10 protein-coding genes are annotated in these 14,927 nt (G+C 60.2%); 8 read left to right on the top strand and 2 right to left on the bottom strand.

Features of this window, described 5'->3' with window-relative positions; all coding sequences use genetic code 11:
* Positions 1 to 58 precede the first annotated feature (58 nt).
* Complete coding sequence (locus ABM562_RS22230; protein ID WP_346617864.1) at positions 59 to 1,507, top strand: catalase; 1,449 nt, start codon at positions 59 to 61, stop codon at positions 1,505 to 1,507.
* A gap of 155 nt (positions 1,508 to 1,662) precedes the next feature.
* The gene (bfr, locus tag ABM562_RS22225) at positions 1,663 to 2,127 is read left to right on the top strand and encodes a bacterioferritin (RefSeq protein WP_045200027.1); all 465 of its coding nucleotides are present in this window, start codon (positions 1,663 to 1,665) and stop codon (positions 2,125 to 2,127) included.
* Positions 2,128 to 2,260: 133 nt separating this feature from the next.
* Here the strand turns inward: bfr and uvrA are convergent, their stop codons facing one another.
* Positions 2,261 to 5,095 carry an excinuclease ABC subunit UvrA gene (gene uvrA / locus ABM562_RS22220; RefSeq protein ID WP_115085071.1) on the bottom strand — a complete coding sequence of 945 codons (2,835 nt, stop codon included), beginning with the start codon at positions 5,093 to 5,095 and terminating at the stop codon, positions 2,261 to 2,263.
* 129 nt (positions 5,096 to 5,224) lie between these two features.
* Here uvrA and ABM562_RS22215 point away from each other — a divergent pair, with 129 nt between their 5' ends.
* The 6 genes from ABM562_RS22215 (at position 5,225) to ABM562_RS22190 (ending at position 13,064) form a co-directional block, all read left to right on the top strand.
* Complete coding sequence (locus ABM562_RS22215; RefSeq protein WP_115085072.1) at positions 5,225 to 6,619, top strand: MFS transporter; 1,395 nt, start codon at positions 5,225 to 5,227, stop codon at positions 6,617 to 6,619.
* Positions 6,620 to 6,628: 9 nt separating this feature from the next.
* Positions 6,629 to 7,144 carry a single-stranded DNA-binding protein gene (locus tag ABM562_RS22210; RefSeq protein ID WP_115085073.1) on the top strand — a complete coding sequence of 172 codons (516 nt, stop codon included), beginning with the start codon at positions 6,629 to 6,631 and terminating at the stop codon, positions 7,142 to 7,144.
* 239 nt (positions 7,145 to 7,383) lie between these two features.
* On the top strand, positions 7,384 to 9,174 hold the full coding sequence (locus ABM562_RS22205) for a type I secretion system permease/ATPase (RefSeq protein WP_115085074.1): 1,791 nt from the start codon (positions 7,384 to 7,386) through the stop codon (positions 9,172 to 9,174).
* Positions 9,155 to 10,468: an HlyD family type I secretion periplasmic adaptor subunit gene (locus tag ABM562_RS22200; RefSeq protein WP_115085075.1), complete on the top strand. Its 1,314-nt coding sequence runs from the start codon at positions 9,155 to 9,157 to the stop codon at positions 10,466 to 10,468. The genes ABM562_RS22205 and ABM562_RS22200 overlap by 20 nt, the downstream gene beginning before the upstream one ends.
* A complete protein-coding gene (locus ABM562_RS22195) occupies positions 10,465 to 11,859 on the top strand; it encodes a TolC family outer membrane protein (protein ID WP_460423352.1) in 1,395 nt (464 codons plus the stop codon). Before ABM562_RS22200 ends, ABM562_RS22195 begins: the two co-directional genes overlap by 4 nt.
* 488 nt (positions 11,860 to 12,347) lie before the next feature.
* A complete protein-coding gene (locus ABM562_RS22190; RefSeq protein ID WP_233674758.1) occupies positions 12,348 to 13,064 on the top strand; it encodes a LuxR C-terminal-related transcriptional regulator in 717 nt (238 codons plus the stop codon).
* Between the two features lie 154 nt (positions 13,065 to 13,218).
* On the opposite strand, the gene ABM562_RS22185 is transcribed toward ABM562_RS22190, so the two are convergent.
* Positions 13,219 to 14,927 (bottom strand): DUF5801 repeats-in-toxin domain-containing protein (locus ABM562_RS22185; RefSeq protein WP_460423350.1); only part of this gene is annotated, 1,709 nt, incomplete at its 5' end.

The following is a 14,927-nucleotide window of genomic DNA, read 5'->3' as shown; positions in this document are numbered from 1 at the left end:
GTCGATACTCATCCCGAGCCGATTAGCCGGCCGTTCAAGACCGATAGGGAGAGAGAGCATGAGCCAGAACAAAATACTGACCACCGCCAGCGGCGCGCCGGTGGCCGACAACCAGAATTCGCGTTCGGCAGGCCCGCGTGGCCCGTTGTTGCTGGATGACTTCCACCTGATCGAGAAACTCGCGCACTTCAACCGCGAGAACATCCCTGAGCGCCGCGTACACGCCAAAGGCTCGGGTGCCTATGGCACCTTCACCGTCACCCGCGATATCACCCAGTACAGCTGCGCCAGGCTGTTCAACAGCGTTGGCAAGCAGACCGAAACCTTCCTGCGCTTCTCCACGGTCGGTGGCGAGCGTGGTTCGGCCGATACCGAGCGTGACCCACGTGGTTTCGCCCTGAAGTTCTACACCGAAGAAGGCAACTGGGACATCGTTGGCAACAACACTCCAGTGTTCTTCATCCGTGACCCACTGAAATTCCCCGACTTTATCCACACCCAGAAGCGCCTGCCGCAAAGCAACCTGAAAAGCGCGCAGATGATGTGGGACTTCTGGTCGCATTCGCCCGAGGCGCTGCACCAGGTCACCATCCTGTTCTCAGACCGTGGGATCCCGGACGGCTACCGTCACATGCACGGCTTCGGCAGTCACACCTATAGCCTGATCAATGCTCAAGGCCAGCGTACCTGGGTCAAATGGCACTTCAAAACCAGGCAGGGCATCAAGAACCTGGCCCCCGCCGATGCCGCGCGCCTGGCTGGCACCGACCCGGACTACGCCCAACGCGACCTGTTCGAAGCGATCGAGCGTGGCGACTTCCCGAAATGGGCCGTGTGCATTCAGGTGATGAGCGAGGAAGAGGCGGCCAGCCGCGATGAAAACCCGTTCGACGTGACCAAGACCTGGTCGCAGAAGGACTACCCGTTGATCGAGATCGGCGAGCTGGAGCTCAACCGCAACCCGCTGAACTACTTTGCCGAAGTCGAACAAGCGGCGTTCGGCCCGAGCAACATGGTTCCGGGTGTCGGCCTGTCGCCGGACCGCATGCTTCAGGGCCGCGTATTCGCCTACGCAGACGCACATCGCTACCGTGTCGGGACCAACCACCAGCAACTGCCGGTCAACGCCCCACGTAGCCCGGTGAACAGCTACCAGCGTGATGGCTCGATGGCTTTTGGCAGCAACGGCGGTGCGGCACCGAACTACGAGCCGAACAGCTACGCCAATGCGCCGAAGCAGGCTCCTCAGTACGCGGAGCCTTCACTGGCCCTGAACGGTGTCGCCGATCGTTATGATCACCGCGAAGACACCGACTACTACAGTCACGCCGGGGCGCTGTTCCGCCTGATGAATCCGGAGCAGAAGGCCCTGCTGATCAGCAACATCGCCGGCGCCATGGCCGGGGTGTCTGAAGACGTGGTTCAGCGCCAGCTGCAACACTTCTTCAAGGCCGATCCGGCCTATGGCGAAGGAATTGCCAAGGCTTTGGGTCTGAATCTCGCCTAAGTCGAAGTGATAAGAAGAACCGCCCTCATTTGGGCGGTTTTTCAATGAATATCACTACCGTTTGCCCGCTTTTTTGCACTTTTATGCCCGATTCTCAGTGACCTTCCGGTCATCCTGGTTCAAACTATGTCTTTCACACAGGGAGAGGCAGGGCGATGCAAGGTCACCCGGACGTAATCGATTATCTCAACACGTTGCTGACGGGCGAACTGGCGGCACGTGACCAATATTTCATTCACTCGCGGATGTACGAAGACTGGGGCTTGAGCAAGCTCTACGAGCGTATCAACCACGAAATGGAAGAAGAGGCGCAACACGCCGATGCCCTGATGCGTCGTATCCTCATGCTGGAAGGCACCCCGCGCATGCGTCCTGACGACCTGGACGTTGGCACCACCGTGCCGGACATGATCGCCGCCGACCTGCGTCTTGAGTACAAGGTGCGCGCTGCGCTGTGCAAAGGCATCGAGTTGTGCGAGCTGCACAAAGACTACATCAGCCGCGACATCCTGCGCCTGCAGCTGGCCGATACCGAAGAAGATCACACCTACTGGCTGGAAAAGCAGCAGGGCCTGATCAAGTCGATCGGCCTGGAAAACTACCTGCAATCGCAGATGTAATTTTCCCGATCAAAAAAAGCCCCGCCAGTGCGGGGCTTTTTGTTATCTGGGGATCTCTTGGTGGGAGCGGGCTTGCCCCGCGATGCGATAGACAAACCGCAATCGAGGGGCAAGTCGCACCGCCGCTCCTACATCAGGCGCGATCCCGCTCAAGCAGCGGCTTGAGGTAGTAGCCGGTGTACGACTGCTTCATCTCGGCCACGTCTTCCGGCGTACCAAAGCCGATGATCTGCCCACCCTTGGAGCCGCCCTCGGGGCCTAGGTCGACGATCCAGTCGGCGGTCTTGATCACGTCCAGGTTGTGCTCGATCACTACCACAGTGTTGCCGTGATCGCGCAGGCGGTGCAGTACATCGAGCAACTGCTGGATATCGGCAAAGTGCAGGCCGGTGGTCGGCTCGTCGAGGATGTACAGGGTCTTGCCGGTATCGCGCTTGGACAGCTCGCGTGACAGCTTGACCCGCTGCGCCTCGCCACCTGACAGCGTGGTCGCCGACTGCCCGAGCTTGATGTAGGACAGACCTACATCCATCAGCGTCTGCAGCTTGCGCGCCAGCGCCGGCACCGCGTCGAAGAACTCGCGGGCTTCCTCGATGGTCATTTCGAGGACCTCGTGGATGTTCTTGCCCTTGTACTTGATCTCCAGGGTTTCGCGGTTGTAGCGCTTGCTCTTGCACACATCGCACGGCACGTAGATGTCCGGCAGGAAGTGCATCTCAACCTTGATCAGGCCGTCGCCCTGGCAGGCCTCGCAGCGCCCACCCTTGACGTTGAACGAGAAGCGCCCCGGGCCGTAACCGCGCGAGCGCGACTCCGGGACGCCGGAGAACAGTTCGCGGATCGGCGTGAACAGGCCGGTGTAGGTCGCCGGGTTCGAGCGCGGGGTGCGGCCGATCGGGCTCTGGTCAATGTCGACCACCTTGTCCAGGTGCTGCAGGCCATCGCAGCTGTCGTGCGGCGCCGCTTCCAGGGTGCTGGCGCCATTGAGGGCGGTGGCACTGAGCGGGAACAGCGTGTTGTTGATCAGCGTCGACTTGCCCGAACCGGACACGCCAGTCACACAAGTCAGCAGGCCGATCGGGATGTCCAGGTCGACGTTCTGCAGGTTGTTGCCGCGCGCGCCCTTGAGCTTGAGCGAAAGCTTCTTGTTACGCGGAGTACGCTTGGCTGGTACGGCAATCTTGACCCGGCCCGACAGGTACTTGCCGGTCAGCGAATCCGGATGGGCCATGACCTCGGCCGGCGTCCCTTCGGCGACGATCTGGCCGCCGTGCACGCCGGCGCCCGGCCCGATGTCCACCACGTAGTCGGCCAGGCGAATGGCGTCCTCGTCGTGCTCGACCACGATCACCGTGTTGCCGATGTCGCGCAGGTGATTGAGGGTGCCGAGCAAACGGTCGTTGTCGCGCTGGTGCAGGCCGATGGACGGTTCGTCGAGGATGTACATCACCCCGACCAGGCCGGCGCCGATCTGGCTGGCCAGGCGGATACGCTGGGCTTCGCCGCCCGAAAGAGTGTCAGCGCTGCGGTCGAGGGTCAGGTAGTCGAGGCCGACGTTGACCAGAAACTGCAGGCGTTCGCAGATTTCCTTGAGAATCTTGTCGGCAATTTCGCCACGTCGACCGGTCAGTTTCAGGCCACCGAAGTAGCCGCTGGCTTCGCCGATCGGCAGGCAGGTGACCGCCGGCAGGGTTTTCTCGCCGACCCATACATGCCGCGCCTCGCGACGCAGGCGGGTACCGCGGCAATCCGGGCAGGGCTGGGTGCTGAGGAACTTGGCCAGTTCTTCACGCACGGTCGCCGATTCGGTCTCGCGGTAGCGCCGCTCCAGGTTCGGCACGATGCCTTCGAACGGGTGCGAGCGCTTGACGATATCGCCACGGTCGTTGAGGTACTTGAAGTCGACGTTCTGCTTGCCGCTGCCGTGGAGGATGACTTTCTGCTGCTCGGCCGGCAGTTCGCCGAAGGGGATTTCGAGGCTGAAGTCATAATGCGCGGCCAGCGAGCCGAGCATCTGGAAGTAGTAGACGTTGCGCCGGTCCCAGCCGCGGATCGCGCCTTCGGCCAGGGTCAACTCGCCATTGACCAGGCGCTTGGTGTCAAAGAACTGTTTGACCCCAAGGCCGTCGCAGGTCGGGCAGGCGCCGGCCGGATTGTTGAAGGAGAACAGCTTGGGTTCCAGCTCGCTGATCGCATGGCCGCAGATCGGGCAGGCGAAGCGGGCGGAGAAGATCATCTCCTCGAACGGCTCGTCATCCATCGAGGCGACCAGGGCGATGCCGTCAGCCAGCTTCAGCGCGGTTTCGAATGACTCGGCCAGGCGCTGTTGCAGGTCTTCGCGAACCTTGAAACGGTCGACCACCACTTCGATGGTGTGCTTTTTCTGCTTGTCCAGCTTCGGCAGTTCATCGAGTTCGAACAGCTTGCCGTTGACCCGCGCACGGACAAAGCCCTGGGCGCGCAGTTCTTCGAAGACCGCCAGGTGTTCACCCTTGCGCTCGCGAATCACCGGCGCCAGCAGCATCAGCTTGCTGCCTTCTGGCTGGGCCAGCACCAGGTCGACCATCTGGCTGACGGTCTGTGCTTCCAGCGGGATGTCATGGTCCGGGCAGCGCGGGGTGCCGACGCGGGCGTAAAGCAAACGCAGGTAGTCGTAGATTTCAGTGATGGTGCCGACGGTCGAACGCGGGTTGTGCGAGGTCGACTTTTGCTCGATGGAAATCGCCGGCGACAAACCTTCGATGGTGTCGACGTCGGGTTTTTCCATCATCGACAGGAACTGCCGGGCATAGGCCGACAGCGATTCGACATAGCGGCGCTGGCCTTCGGCGTACAGGGTATCGAAGGCCAGGGACGACTTGCCGGAACCGGACAGGCCGGTAATGACGATCAACTTGTCCCGGGGCAGGGTCAGGTCGATGTTCTTCAGGTTGTGGGTTCGTGCCCCACGAATCAGGATCTTGTCCACTGCGGCCTCGCTCGGCGGGCATAAACGGTTGAGTATACGGCTCCATGCCATTACGCGGCAAAGCGTCGCGTATATGCCGTTAAGCGATGGGACTGGTAGAATCGCCGCCGGTTCACACGAGGTTTATCCATGCACGATCCCCACAGCGAACGCATGAGTGGCAGCGAGACCCGCGCCGCAGGCGGCCTGGCCCTGGTGTTCGCCTTCCGTATGCTGGGCATGTTCATGGTCCTGCCGGTACTGGCGACCTATGGCATGGACCTGGCCGGTGCCACTCCGGCATTGATCGGCCTGGCCATTGGTGCCTACGGTCTGACCCAGGCCTTCCTGCAGATTCCGTTCGGGGTGATTTCCGATCGCATCGGCCGCCGCCCGGTGATTTATCTGGGGCTGGTGATCTTTGCCCTGGGCAGCGTGCTGGCGGCCCAGGCCGACTCGATCTGGGGGGTGATCGCCGGACGCATCCTGCAAGGCGCCGGGGCGATTTCTGCCGCGGTCATGGCCTTGCTCTCGGACCTGACCCGCGAACAGCACCGCACCAAGGCCATGGCCATGATCGGCATGAGCATCGGCTTGTCGTTCGCCGTGGCCATGGTCGTCGGCCCGCTGGTAACCCGTGCCTTCGGCCTGTCCGGGCTGTTCCTGGCCACGGCGGCCATGGCCGTGGTCGGTATTGCGATCATTGCCTTTGTGGTGCCGCCGTCCCACGGCGCCCTGCAGCATCGCGAATCCGGGGTCGCCAAGCAGGCGCTGATGCCGACCCTGCGCCACCCGGACCTGCTGCGCCTGGACGTCGGCATCTTTGTGCTGCATGCCATTCTGATGGCCAGTTTCATCGCGTTGCCGCTGGCCTTCGTCGAGCGTGGCGGTCTGCCGAAGGAAGAGCACTGGTGGGTGTACCTGATTGCCTTGCTGATTTCATTCTTTGCAATGATCCCGTTCATCATCTACGGCGAAAAAAAGCGCAAGATGAAACGTGTCCTGCTGGGCGCGGTCAGTGTGTTGATGCTCACCGAGCTATTCTTCTGGCTGTCAGCAGACAACTTGCACGAACTGGTGATCGGCACCGTGATATTCTTCACCGCCTTCAACCTGCTGGAGGCATCCTTGCCTTCACTGGTAAGCAAGGTGTCGCCCGCCGGCGGCAAGGGCACGGCCATGGGGGTGTATTCCACCAGCCAGTTCCTTGGCGCCGCGCTGGGAGGAATTCTCGGTGGCTGGTTGTTCCAGCACGGTGGCCTGAGCACGGTGTTCCTTGGCTGCGCAGCGTTGTGTGCCCTGTGGTGGGGCGTGGCGCTGAGCATGCGTGAACCGCCGTACGTGACCAGCCTGCGCATGCCGTTATCGGCCGAGGCGGTACGGGAAGCGGGGCTGACCGAGCGGCTGATGGCCGTACCGGGTGTGACCGACGCAGTGGTGGTGGCCGATGAAGCCGCCATCTATATCAAACTTGATACACAAATTTTGGATCGCACGACCCTGGAACGCCTGGTAAACCCGGCTTCCTCCGCGTGCGAAGCCTAGGAGAACGTTATGGCCCGTGGGGTTAACAAAGTCATTCTGGTCGGTACCTGCGGCCAGGATCCCGAAGTCCGCTACCTGCCCAACGGTAACGCCGTGACCAACCTGAGCCTGGCGACCAGCGAGCAGTGGACCGACAAGCAGACCGGCCAGAAGGTCGAGCGCACCGAATGGCACCGCGTTTCGATGTTCGGCAAGGTTGCCGAGATCGCCGGTGAATACCTGCGCAAAGGTTCGCAAGTCTACATCGAAGGCAAGCTGCAGACCCGCGAGTGGGAAAAAGACGGCATCAAGCGTTACACCACTGAAATCGTCGTCGACATGCAGGGCACCATGCAGCTGCTCGGCGGCCGTCCACAGAATCAGGACGGCGCCCCGCAAGGCGGCAACAACTACAACCAGGCGCCACGCCAGCAGGCTCCGCGTCCGCAGCAGTCCGCGCCGCAACAGCAGCGTCCAGCACCACAGCAGGCCGCACCGCAGCCGGCTCCGGACTTCGACAGCTTTGATGACGATATTCCGTTCTGACCAGCCGTAGAGACTTTCCCGTAAAGTTTCTTCTGAAAGCCCCCGCATTGCGGGGGCTTTGTCATTTCAGGGGGGAAGTTTTCTGTTGACTCAATTCTGCTAACGCCCCTCGGTGCTTATTGAGGCCAGGTTTTTCCTGCTGCAGGCGACTTGCCTGAGACGATCAGGCCAATTGCTACACGCGGTCCTTGGCATGATCTAAGCTCCAAGCAGGATGGGGGTTTCGAGCAGGGGTTTCCATGCGAAGCACACCTGAAAACAGTCTGAAACACGCGTTGAAAACCTGTAGAGACAGCTTTGTTTCTGTTGGTTTTTTTAGTTTTTTCATTAACGCGTTAATGCTCGTCCCTACCTTCTATATGCTTCAGGTATATGGCCGAGTGATGGCTAGCGGAAGCCTGACGACCCTGGCCATGCTTACGCTGATCATGACTGGGCTGCTGATCACGCTCGCCTCTCTGGAGTGGGTTCGTTCGCGCATCATGATTCGGGTCAGTACCCGGCTGGATGTGTTGTTGAGTCGTCAGGTTTATAAGGCCAGTTTCAAGCGGGCTCTGGAAAGTGGCGGTATGGATGCTTCGGCGCAGTCGCTCAACGACTTGACGGGCTTGAGGCAGTTTCTTTCCGGCAACGGTCTGTTCGCCTTTTTCGACGCTCCCTGGTTGCCGATCTATATCGCGGTGATGTTCGCGTTTCACCCCTGGTTTGGTTGGGTCGCGACGGGCAGCGCCGTGTTGTTGCTACTGCTCGCATTTATCAATGAGAGGCTGACCGGACCGGTACTGGCCCAAGCCAACAAGGAGCATATCGGCGCGACGCTCTACACCACCAAGAACCTGCGCAACGCCGAGGTCATCGAGTCCATGGGCATGCTTGAAACCCTGATGGATCGGTGGGGGCGTCGGCAGAGGAGCGTGCTGTTGCTGCAGTCCCTGGCCAGTGATCGAGCCGCGCTTTTCAGCACGCTTTCCCGGTCGTTCCGGCTCCTGGTGCAATCACTGGTGCTGGGACTGGGGGCCTACCTGGCGGTGGATCATCAGGTGGGCGCAGGTATGGTGTTCGCGGGAGCTGTGCTGCTGGGGCGTGCACTGGCCCCAATCGATCTGATCATCGGTGGCTGGAAAGGCTTTATTGCCGCGCGCTCGCAGTACAGCCGTCTGAACGACATCCTCGACAAACAACAAGCGCAACCCGAGCGTCTGTCTTTACCTGCGCCCCAGGGGCACGTGCAGGTCGAGAATCTGATTGTTGCGGCACCTGGCTCGAAAACTCCGATCATCAAAAATATCAGTTTCAGCGTACCTGCCGGTTGCGTGGTGGGAATCATCGGTCCAAGCGCCTCGGGCAAGTCGACACTGGCCAGAGCACTGATGGGTGTATGGGCGCCCCAGCAGGGCGTGGTCCGGCTGGATGGCGCGGACATCAGTGCCTGGGACAAACAGGAGCTTGGCCCGCATATTGGTTATTTGCCTCAGGATATTGAACTGTTCGAAGGCAGCGTCGCCGAGAACATTGCCCGTTTCGCCGAGGTCGATTCGGCGAAAGTCATTCAAGCTGCCAGGACGGCTGGCGTTCACGAAATGATTTTGCTGTTGCCTGATGGCTACGACACCATCATTGGCAGCGAGGGCGTCATGCTGTCGGGAGGGCAGCGCCAGCGCATCGGGCTGGCTCGCGCCCTGTATGGCAACCCGCGGCTGATTATTCTCGACGAGCCCAACTCCAATCTTGACGACGTCGGCGATCGCGCCCTGGCTGCAGCCATCCAGCAGCTCAAGCAGACCGGCGCGACCCTCTTTGTAATTACTCACCGAACCAACATCGTCTCGCAACTTGACCGGCTCATGGTGATGAGAGCCGGGGTTATCAGTCTCTATGGGCCACGCGACCATGTGCTGGCCGAACTCAACGCGCAGCAACCGCCGGTACAAAAGCCCGCCATGCCAGCACCAGCAGGTGCCAGCGTAGCCCCGGTCGAGACCAGCAAGGGCAATGGCAATGACCTCTACGATGCCCAACCGTCAAATTGAAAGCTTCGCCGACCTGCCCATAGCAGATCGAAAAATCCGCCGCCTGGGCCTTGGCATTGTGGGGATTACTTTTGGCCTGTTCGGCACCTGGGCGGCAATTGCACCCCTCGACGGAGCCGCTTACGCGCCGGGGGTGGTCACCGTGCAGGCCTATCGCAAAACGGTCCAGCATCTTGAAGGCGGGATTGTCAAAGACGTGCTGGCCCATGACGGGGACATCGTCAAGCGTGATGACCCGTTGATCGTTCTCGATGATGCCCAGCTACGCTTCGAGTACGAGATGGCCAGAGGCCAGTTGGTTGCGGCCAGTGCCATGGAGGCAAGGCTTATCGCCGAGCGCGACACGCTCCCGGTGATTGGCTTTGGGCAGATCGCCGATCTCGCCAGCCTGCGAGGAGAGGAAGCGCGCCAGGGCGAGACTCAGGTTTTCAATGCCCGGCAGGGTTCGCGGCTGGGCCAGATAGCGGTGCTGCGCGAGCGCATTGGCCAGTTGAATCAACAGATCAAGGGATTGGAGTCGATGATTGCTGCCAAGGTTGGCCTGGAGAAATCCTACAGTGGTGAAATCAAAGAGTTGAGCGATCTGCTGCATCAGGGGTTCGTCGACAAACAACGTCTGCTCGAACAGGAGCGCAAGCTGGGGATGCTCAGGTCGGAGGTGGCGGATCACCGTTCCGCTATTAACCGGACGCGCCTGCAAATCAACGAAACGCAGTTGCAGATTCTGCAAGTCGACAAGGATTTTAATGCCGACGTTGCCAAGCAACTGGCTGAGGTCCAGACCCGGATATATGACCTGCAAGAGAAAACCTCGGCCCTGGAAGACCGGCTCAACCATATCGTCATCCGTGCGCCCGATGCGGGCATGGTGATTGGCATGACAGTGCACACCATTGGTGGGGTAGTGCGGCCAGCGACGCCGTTGCTGGACATCGTTCCATCGGTTTCCGAACTGGTCATCGAGGCCCAGGTGGCGCCAGTGGATATTGATCGCATTGCCATCGGCAAGCGCGCCGATATCCGTTTCGGTGCGTTCAAGAGTTCGACAACCCCGGTGATCGAAGGTGAGGTCAGCAGCGTGTCGGCTGACCGGCTTACCAATGAAAAGACCGGGGCAGCCTATTACCTGGCGCGGGTCCGGGTAACCGAAAAGGGCGCGCGCACCTTGGGTGAGCGCAAGTTGTTGCCGGGGATGCCGGCGGACGTGTTGATCATCACCGGGCAACGCACGCTGTTGCAGTACTTGATGCAGCCGGCCCGCGATGTCATGTCTCAATCAATGATCGAGGAATGACCGTGGGCATGTCGTCGGTTCTTCTGGGGGGAGTGTGCATGCTTGCCGTGGCGGCTGCCCTGGGGCAACCCGCTGCACAAGCGCCAGCCGGGGTCAGCGCCTCTACGTTCTCCACCGATCTCATGCAGTTGTATCGCGAAGCGCGCCTGGAGGACCCGCAGGTATTGGCCTCTTTTGCGCAAGCGCAGGCGGGCAAGGAACATCAGCGCGAGGCCATGGGAGCGCTGTTGCCGCAATTGTCACTCAATGCCGGATCGAACCGTATTCACCAGGAAAACGACCTGGTACAGCAGAGTTACGATAGCGAAAGCTATAGCCTGGTACTGCGTCAGTATCTCTATAACAAAGCCGCGTGGGAGAACTACCAAAAATTCAAAAGCCTGGCCAGGCAGTCGGAGTCGCAAGCGCTGGATGCCCAGGCCGAGGCCGCTGTGGAATTGGCGCGGCGTTACTTCACGGCGTTAGCAGCCGAGGATGAGCTGGAGTTGGTGCGGGCGGAACGCCGAACCACGCAAAAGAGCCTGGATCGAGTCAATGCGTTGTACGAAAAGCAGATGGCTTTGGTGACGGATCAGCTCGACCTCAAGGCCCGGGTGGATTTACTTGCGGCGCAGGAAGTGGATGCCCGCAACCAGGCCAGAATCAGTCGTGAGGCGCTGGCGGAGATCGTCGGCCGGCCGGTCAAAGAGAAGCTCAACCGCATTCGCGATGACGCACAACTACGGGTTTCGACGCAGAGTCTGGAAAACTGGGTCCGCGAGGGTATAGCGCTAAACCCGGCCCTCAAGGCCAGCGAAAGTGGGGTCGAAGCAGCGGGTGCAGCGTTGCGCAGTGGCAAGGGTGGGCACTATCCGACCGTGAGCCTGAACCTGAGTGCACAAGAAACCAACGAGGGCTACAACAACTCCCTGGCGCCGCGAACTGACAGCTATGTTGCTGGCGTCGGCGTTCAGGTGCCGCTGTACAGCGGCGGCTCGACTTCGGCGCGAGTCCGTGGGCTTTACCAGGATCAGTTGGCCGCCGAGCAGGAGCTGGAAGCGATCCGGCGCCGGGTGGTCAAGGAGATCACCAGCGCTTACCTGACTGCCAATTCGAACGGCGAGAAAATCGACGCAAATCGTCTGGCCCTGGACTCGGCAAAACTTTCCAGGGTGGCGGCAGAGAAAGCGTTGACCTATGGAATGGTCAATGCCGTCGATGTTCTGGCCAGTGTACGCAACGAATTCCGCGCCAGGCGTGACCTGCTCAAGACGCAATACGAGTTCCTCAGCAATGTGTTTACCCTCAACCGTTGGGCGGGAAAACCACCAGCCGAAAGTGTAGGCAGTGTGAACAACTGGTTGAGCCCCGGCAGCCCGTCCCAAGCAGCGGGCGTTGGATCCGATTATTAGTAGAAAGCGTGCCTGGCCATTCCAGCGGATGAATCGCCAAGCGGTTTGGACGAGAAATTGACAGGTGCATTTTTAGGGCATGTAACTACACACCATTCGTCTGTTAATTGACGATTCTGCTCGCTGTCAAACGCTGCTTGCAGGTCGCCTGTGGCCCGCCTAAGACCTTGATTTCCGAGGACTAGGGCCAACTCCCAGAAACATCAACCCGGCTACTCGCCTAAGGTTCGAGTCAATGGCTGGTGGGTGGCTGTACAGGCGGCGCGTTGTGCTGACCTAGACTCAGTAGAGGGCTCTAGGGAGCACAGAATCGTGCGTAAGCTATTGATAGTTATTTGTATTTGTATTGTCTCGGTGGCGTCTTCCAGCGATGGAAAACGTCTGCAACCCTTTTCGATGCCACAGGTAAAAGTGCTCCCAGGGTCGTTGACTCAGAACGGTCAACGGATGCAGGTCATAGATCGTTTTTCATGGGAGGCAGGAACATCATGCCTAACCACAGAAAGCCGATACGTGTGATGTTGGTCGATTGTCGTCCCCTGGTTCTCAAGGGGCTTCATGACTTGATCAATGCCAGGAAGCCGCGGATGGAGGTGAGCGGTGAGGCCAGCACCTATACCAATGCGCTGGATCTTGCCGATCAGTTGCATCCCAATGTCATTCTTTTCAGTTTCTTTCCGGATGCGCTGAACCCGCTGGAGGTCGTCGCGGGGTTGGCTCGCAGCGCTGAAACGAAAGTGCTGGTGCTCAAAGGCCTGTACGAAGCCGTCCCCTTTGTCCAGGCGATAGAAGCGGGCGCACGCGGCATCGTGTTGGCGGAAGACCCGACGGAATCGATTATCCAGGCCATCATCAAGGCCCATCATCACAACAGTGGGCTGGACAGGGCCTGGGTCGGTGGGCTTTCCGGCTATGCCGCGAGCGTGCATACCCCCTTGAGATGCAATCTGGAACGGGCGAAACAGGCGCGGCTGACGTTGCGCGAGAGGGAACTGATTCGCGCCATCGTGGGGGACCCGTCCGCCAAATACGTGAGCATCGCCGGGCGCCTGGGGATCAGCGAGCACACCGTGCACAATCACCTCAGCAACATCTATCAAAAGCTTGATCTGATCAATCGCATCGATTTGCTGATGTATGCACTGAAACACGGGCTCATCAACAACGAAGAACCGCCCGAGTCTATTCGGGGGGAGCGGGATTGAGCTTCATGTCAAAACAACACGCTCTGAGCGATCTTCGGGGGGGCCAGGTCACCCCCGAGGTCCCTGGTTGATGGCGAGAACGTTGTCGTAGTTTCACAAGCAATGCGAGGGTGGTTGTCACGCCACCCTCGCATCCTTTCACGCTTGCGCTGCCTCAGGCGCCGCCAAACACAATGTCGCTATTGAGAGGATCGACTCCGACCAAGGTGATGGTCGTTGTCTGTCCGCCAGACTCGGCAACCGTCACGATGCTGTCTGCCCCACTGTTGTTGATCGATTGGACTACGGCGCTCTGGTCGCCGTTGAGCACCAGCGTGTCGCGCAGGCTGAGGCCCGCATCGAAGCCGATGACCTGGTACTGGTTCTCGGCGACTGACAGATCGATGTTGAAGGCATCCCGCTCACCGCCCGTGCCGACCAGGGTGAAGTCGAATTCTGCCTCGGCCGAGTCGTTGGCGAACAGGTTGGCGTCGAATGCACTGGTCGCCGTGTCCCCGTCCTTGTCTGTCAGTGTCGCATTGAACGTCAGCTTGATATCGCTGGCCAGGCTCTCGCTCTCCTGGATGAACTGGATCACCGGTATTTTGATCACGCCCAGGCCCATGGTGAGCTGGACCGCGTCAATGAGCTTCGAGTCCGATCTTTCGATGACGAAGGACGTCTGTCCTCCATCCTCCGAGGTCAGATCGGCGGCAAGAACTTTCGTCGGCGAACCTGACGTCGTGCCGTCATCGTAGAAGATCGTGTAGTACAGCTCCTCCGTTGCCGGGTTGTACCCCTGGACCGAGTTGTCGATGAAAATCTTCATGCCCGTCAACAGGGTCTCGGGATTGATGACGAAGCTCTCGTCACCGGCATTGATGCCTGCCGTCCCGTTTCCATCCAGATTGTTGTTGGTAATGCCAATGCCGGACGTGCTGACGTTCATGTTCGCGCTGCCGATGAATGCAAACCCGCCAGCCTCTATCTGTGCTTCGGTGAGGTCGGACGCTCCCGGGGTGATGGCAGAAAATATATCGCTTGCGCTAGTGGTCGCGTTAACACCGAAGAACACAATCTCCTCAGATGGCGAAGGAATAGTCGGCGGATCCTGCGCCGGAATCAACAAGGTGCGCACGGGGTCCGGGCCGCCGGCACCGAGCGAGCCGTCGGCACTGCTGAGCACGATCGTCGAAGCAAAACCTTGCACCAGATCCAGTGCATAGCTGCCATTGGCATAGGCGGTCAGCGTGTAGTCGACGGTGGTGTTCGCCGTTGCTGCGTTGTTGTCGAAGTCGCCGGTCAACGTCCCGGCGAACTGGTACGCACCATTGACGTCCGGCGAGGGCACCAGTTCGGTGAGCGTGCCGGTCCCGGTCGTGGTAGTGTTGTCTGGCCTGACAAGGGTGAACTGGCCATTGACCAACGAGATGTCCAGACCCGCCGTCCCCAGTCCATCAGCGCCGGCGGCCATGCTCCAGAAGCCGTATTGCGCAAGGACACTACCGGTCCCGATCAGGTTGCCAAAGGCGAGTGCCGGGCCGTCGTCCTTGATAACCAGGTTCTGCCCGATATTGAGGGTGGCCTGGACGCTGTCGCCGTCCCTGTCGGTCTTGGTTGCGGTCAGGGTGACCAGGTTGTCTGAGGCAAGGCTGGTGGAGTCATCCGGATTGGTCGTGTCGGGATGGATCACGGCGCGCAGTTGGTCGAGGGTGACGTCACCGTTGGTGGCAACGCTGACGGTGAACACCAGGTGATTGGTCGTGGCCGTGCGACCTTCCACCACGCCGCCGTTGAGCGATAGATTCACCGCCTCACCGGTAGCGGAGTCGGTCAGCCCGGAGGCCCCGACTACCACGCCCAGCGCATAGGTCAACGTGCCGG

This window comes from Pseudomonas sp. ZL2 (assembly GCF_054788455.1).
Note: the sequence above shows the minus strand (reverse complement) of the source record. Positions and strands in the feature narration are given on the sequence as shown.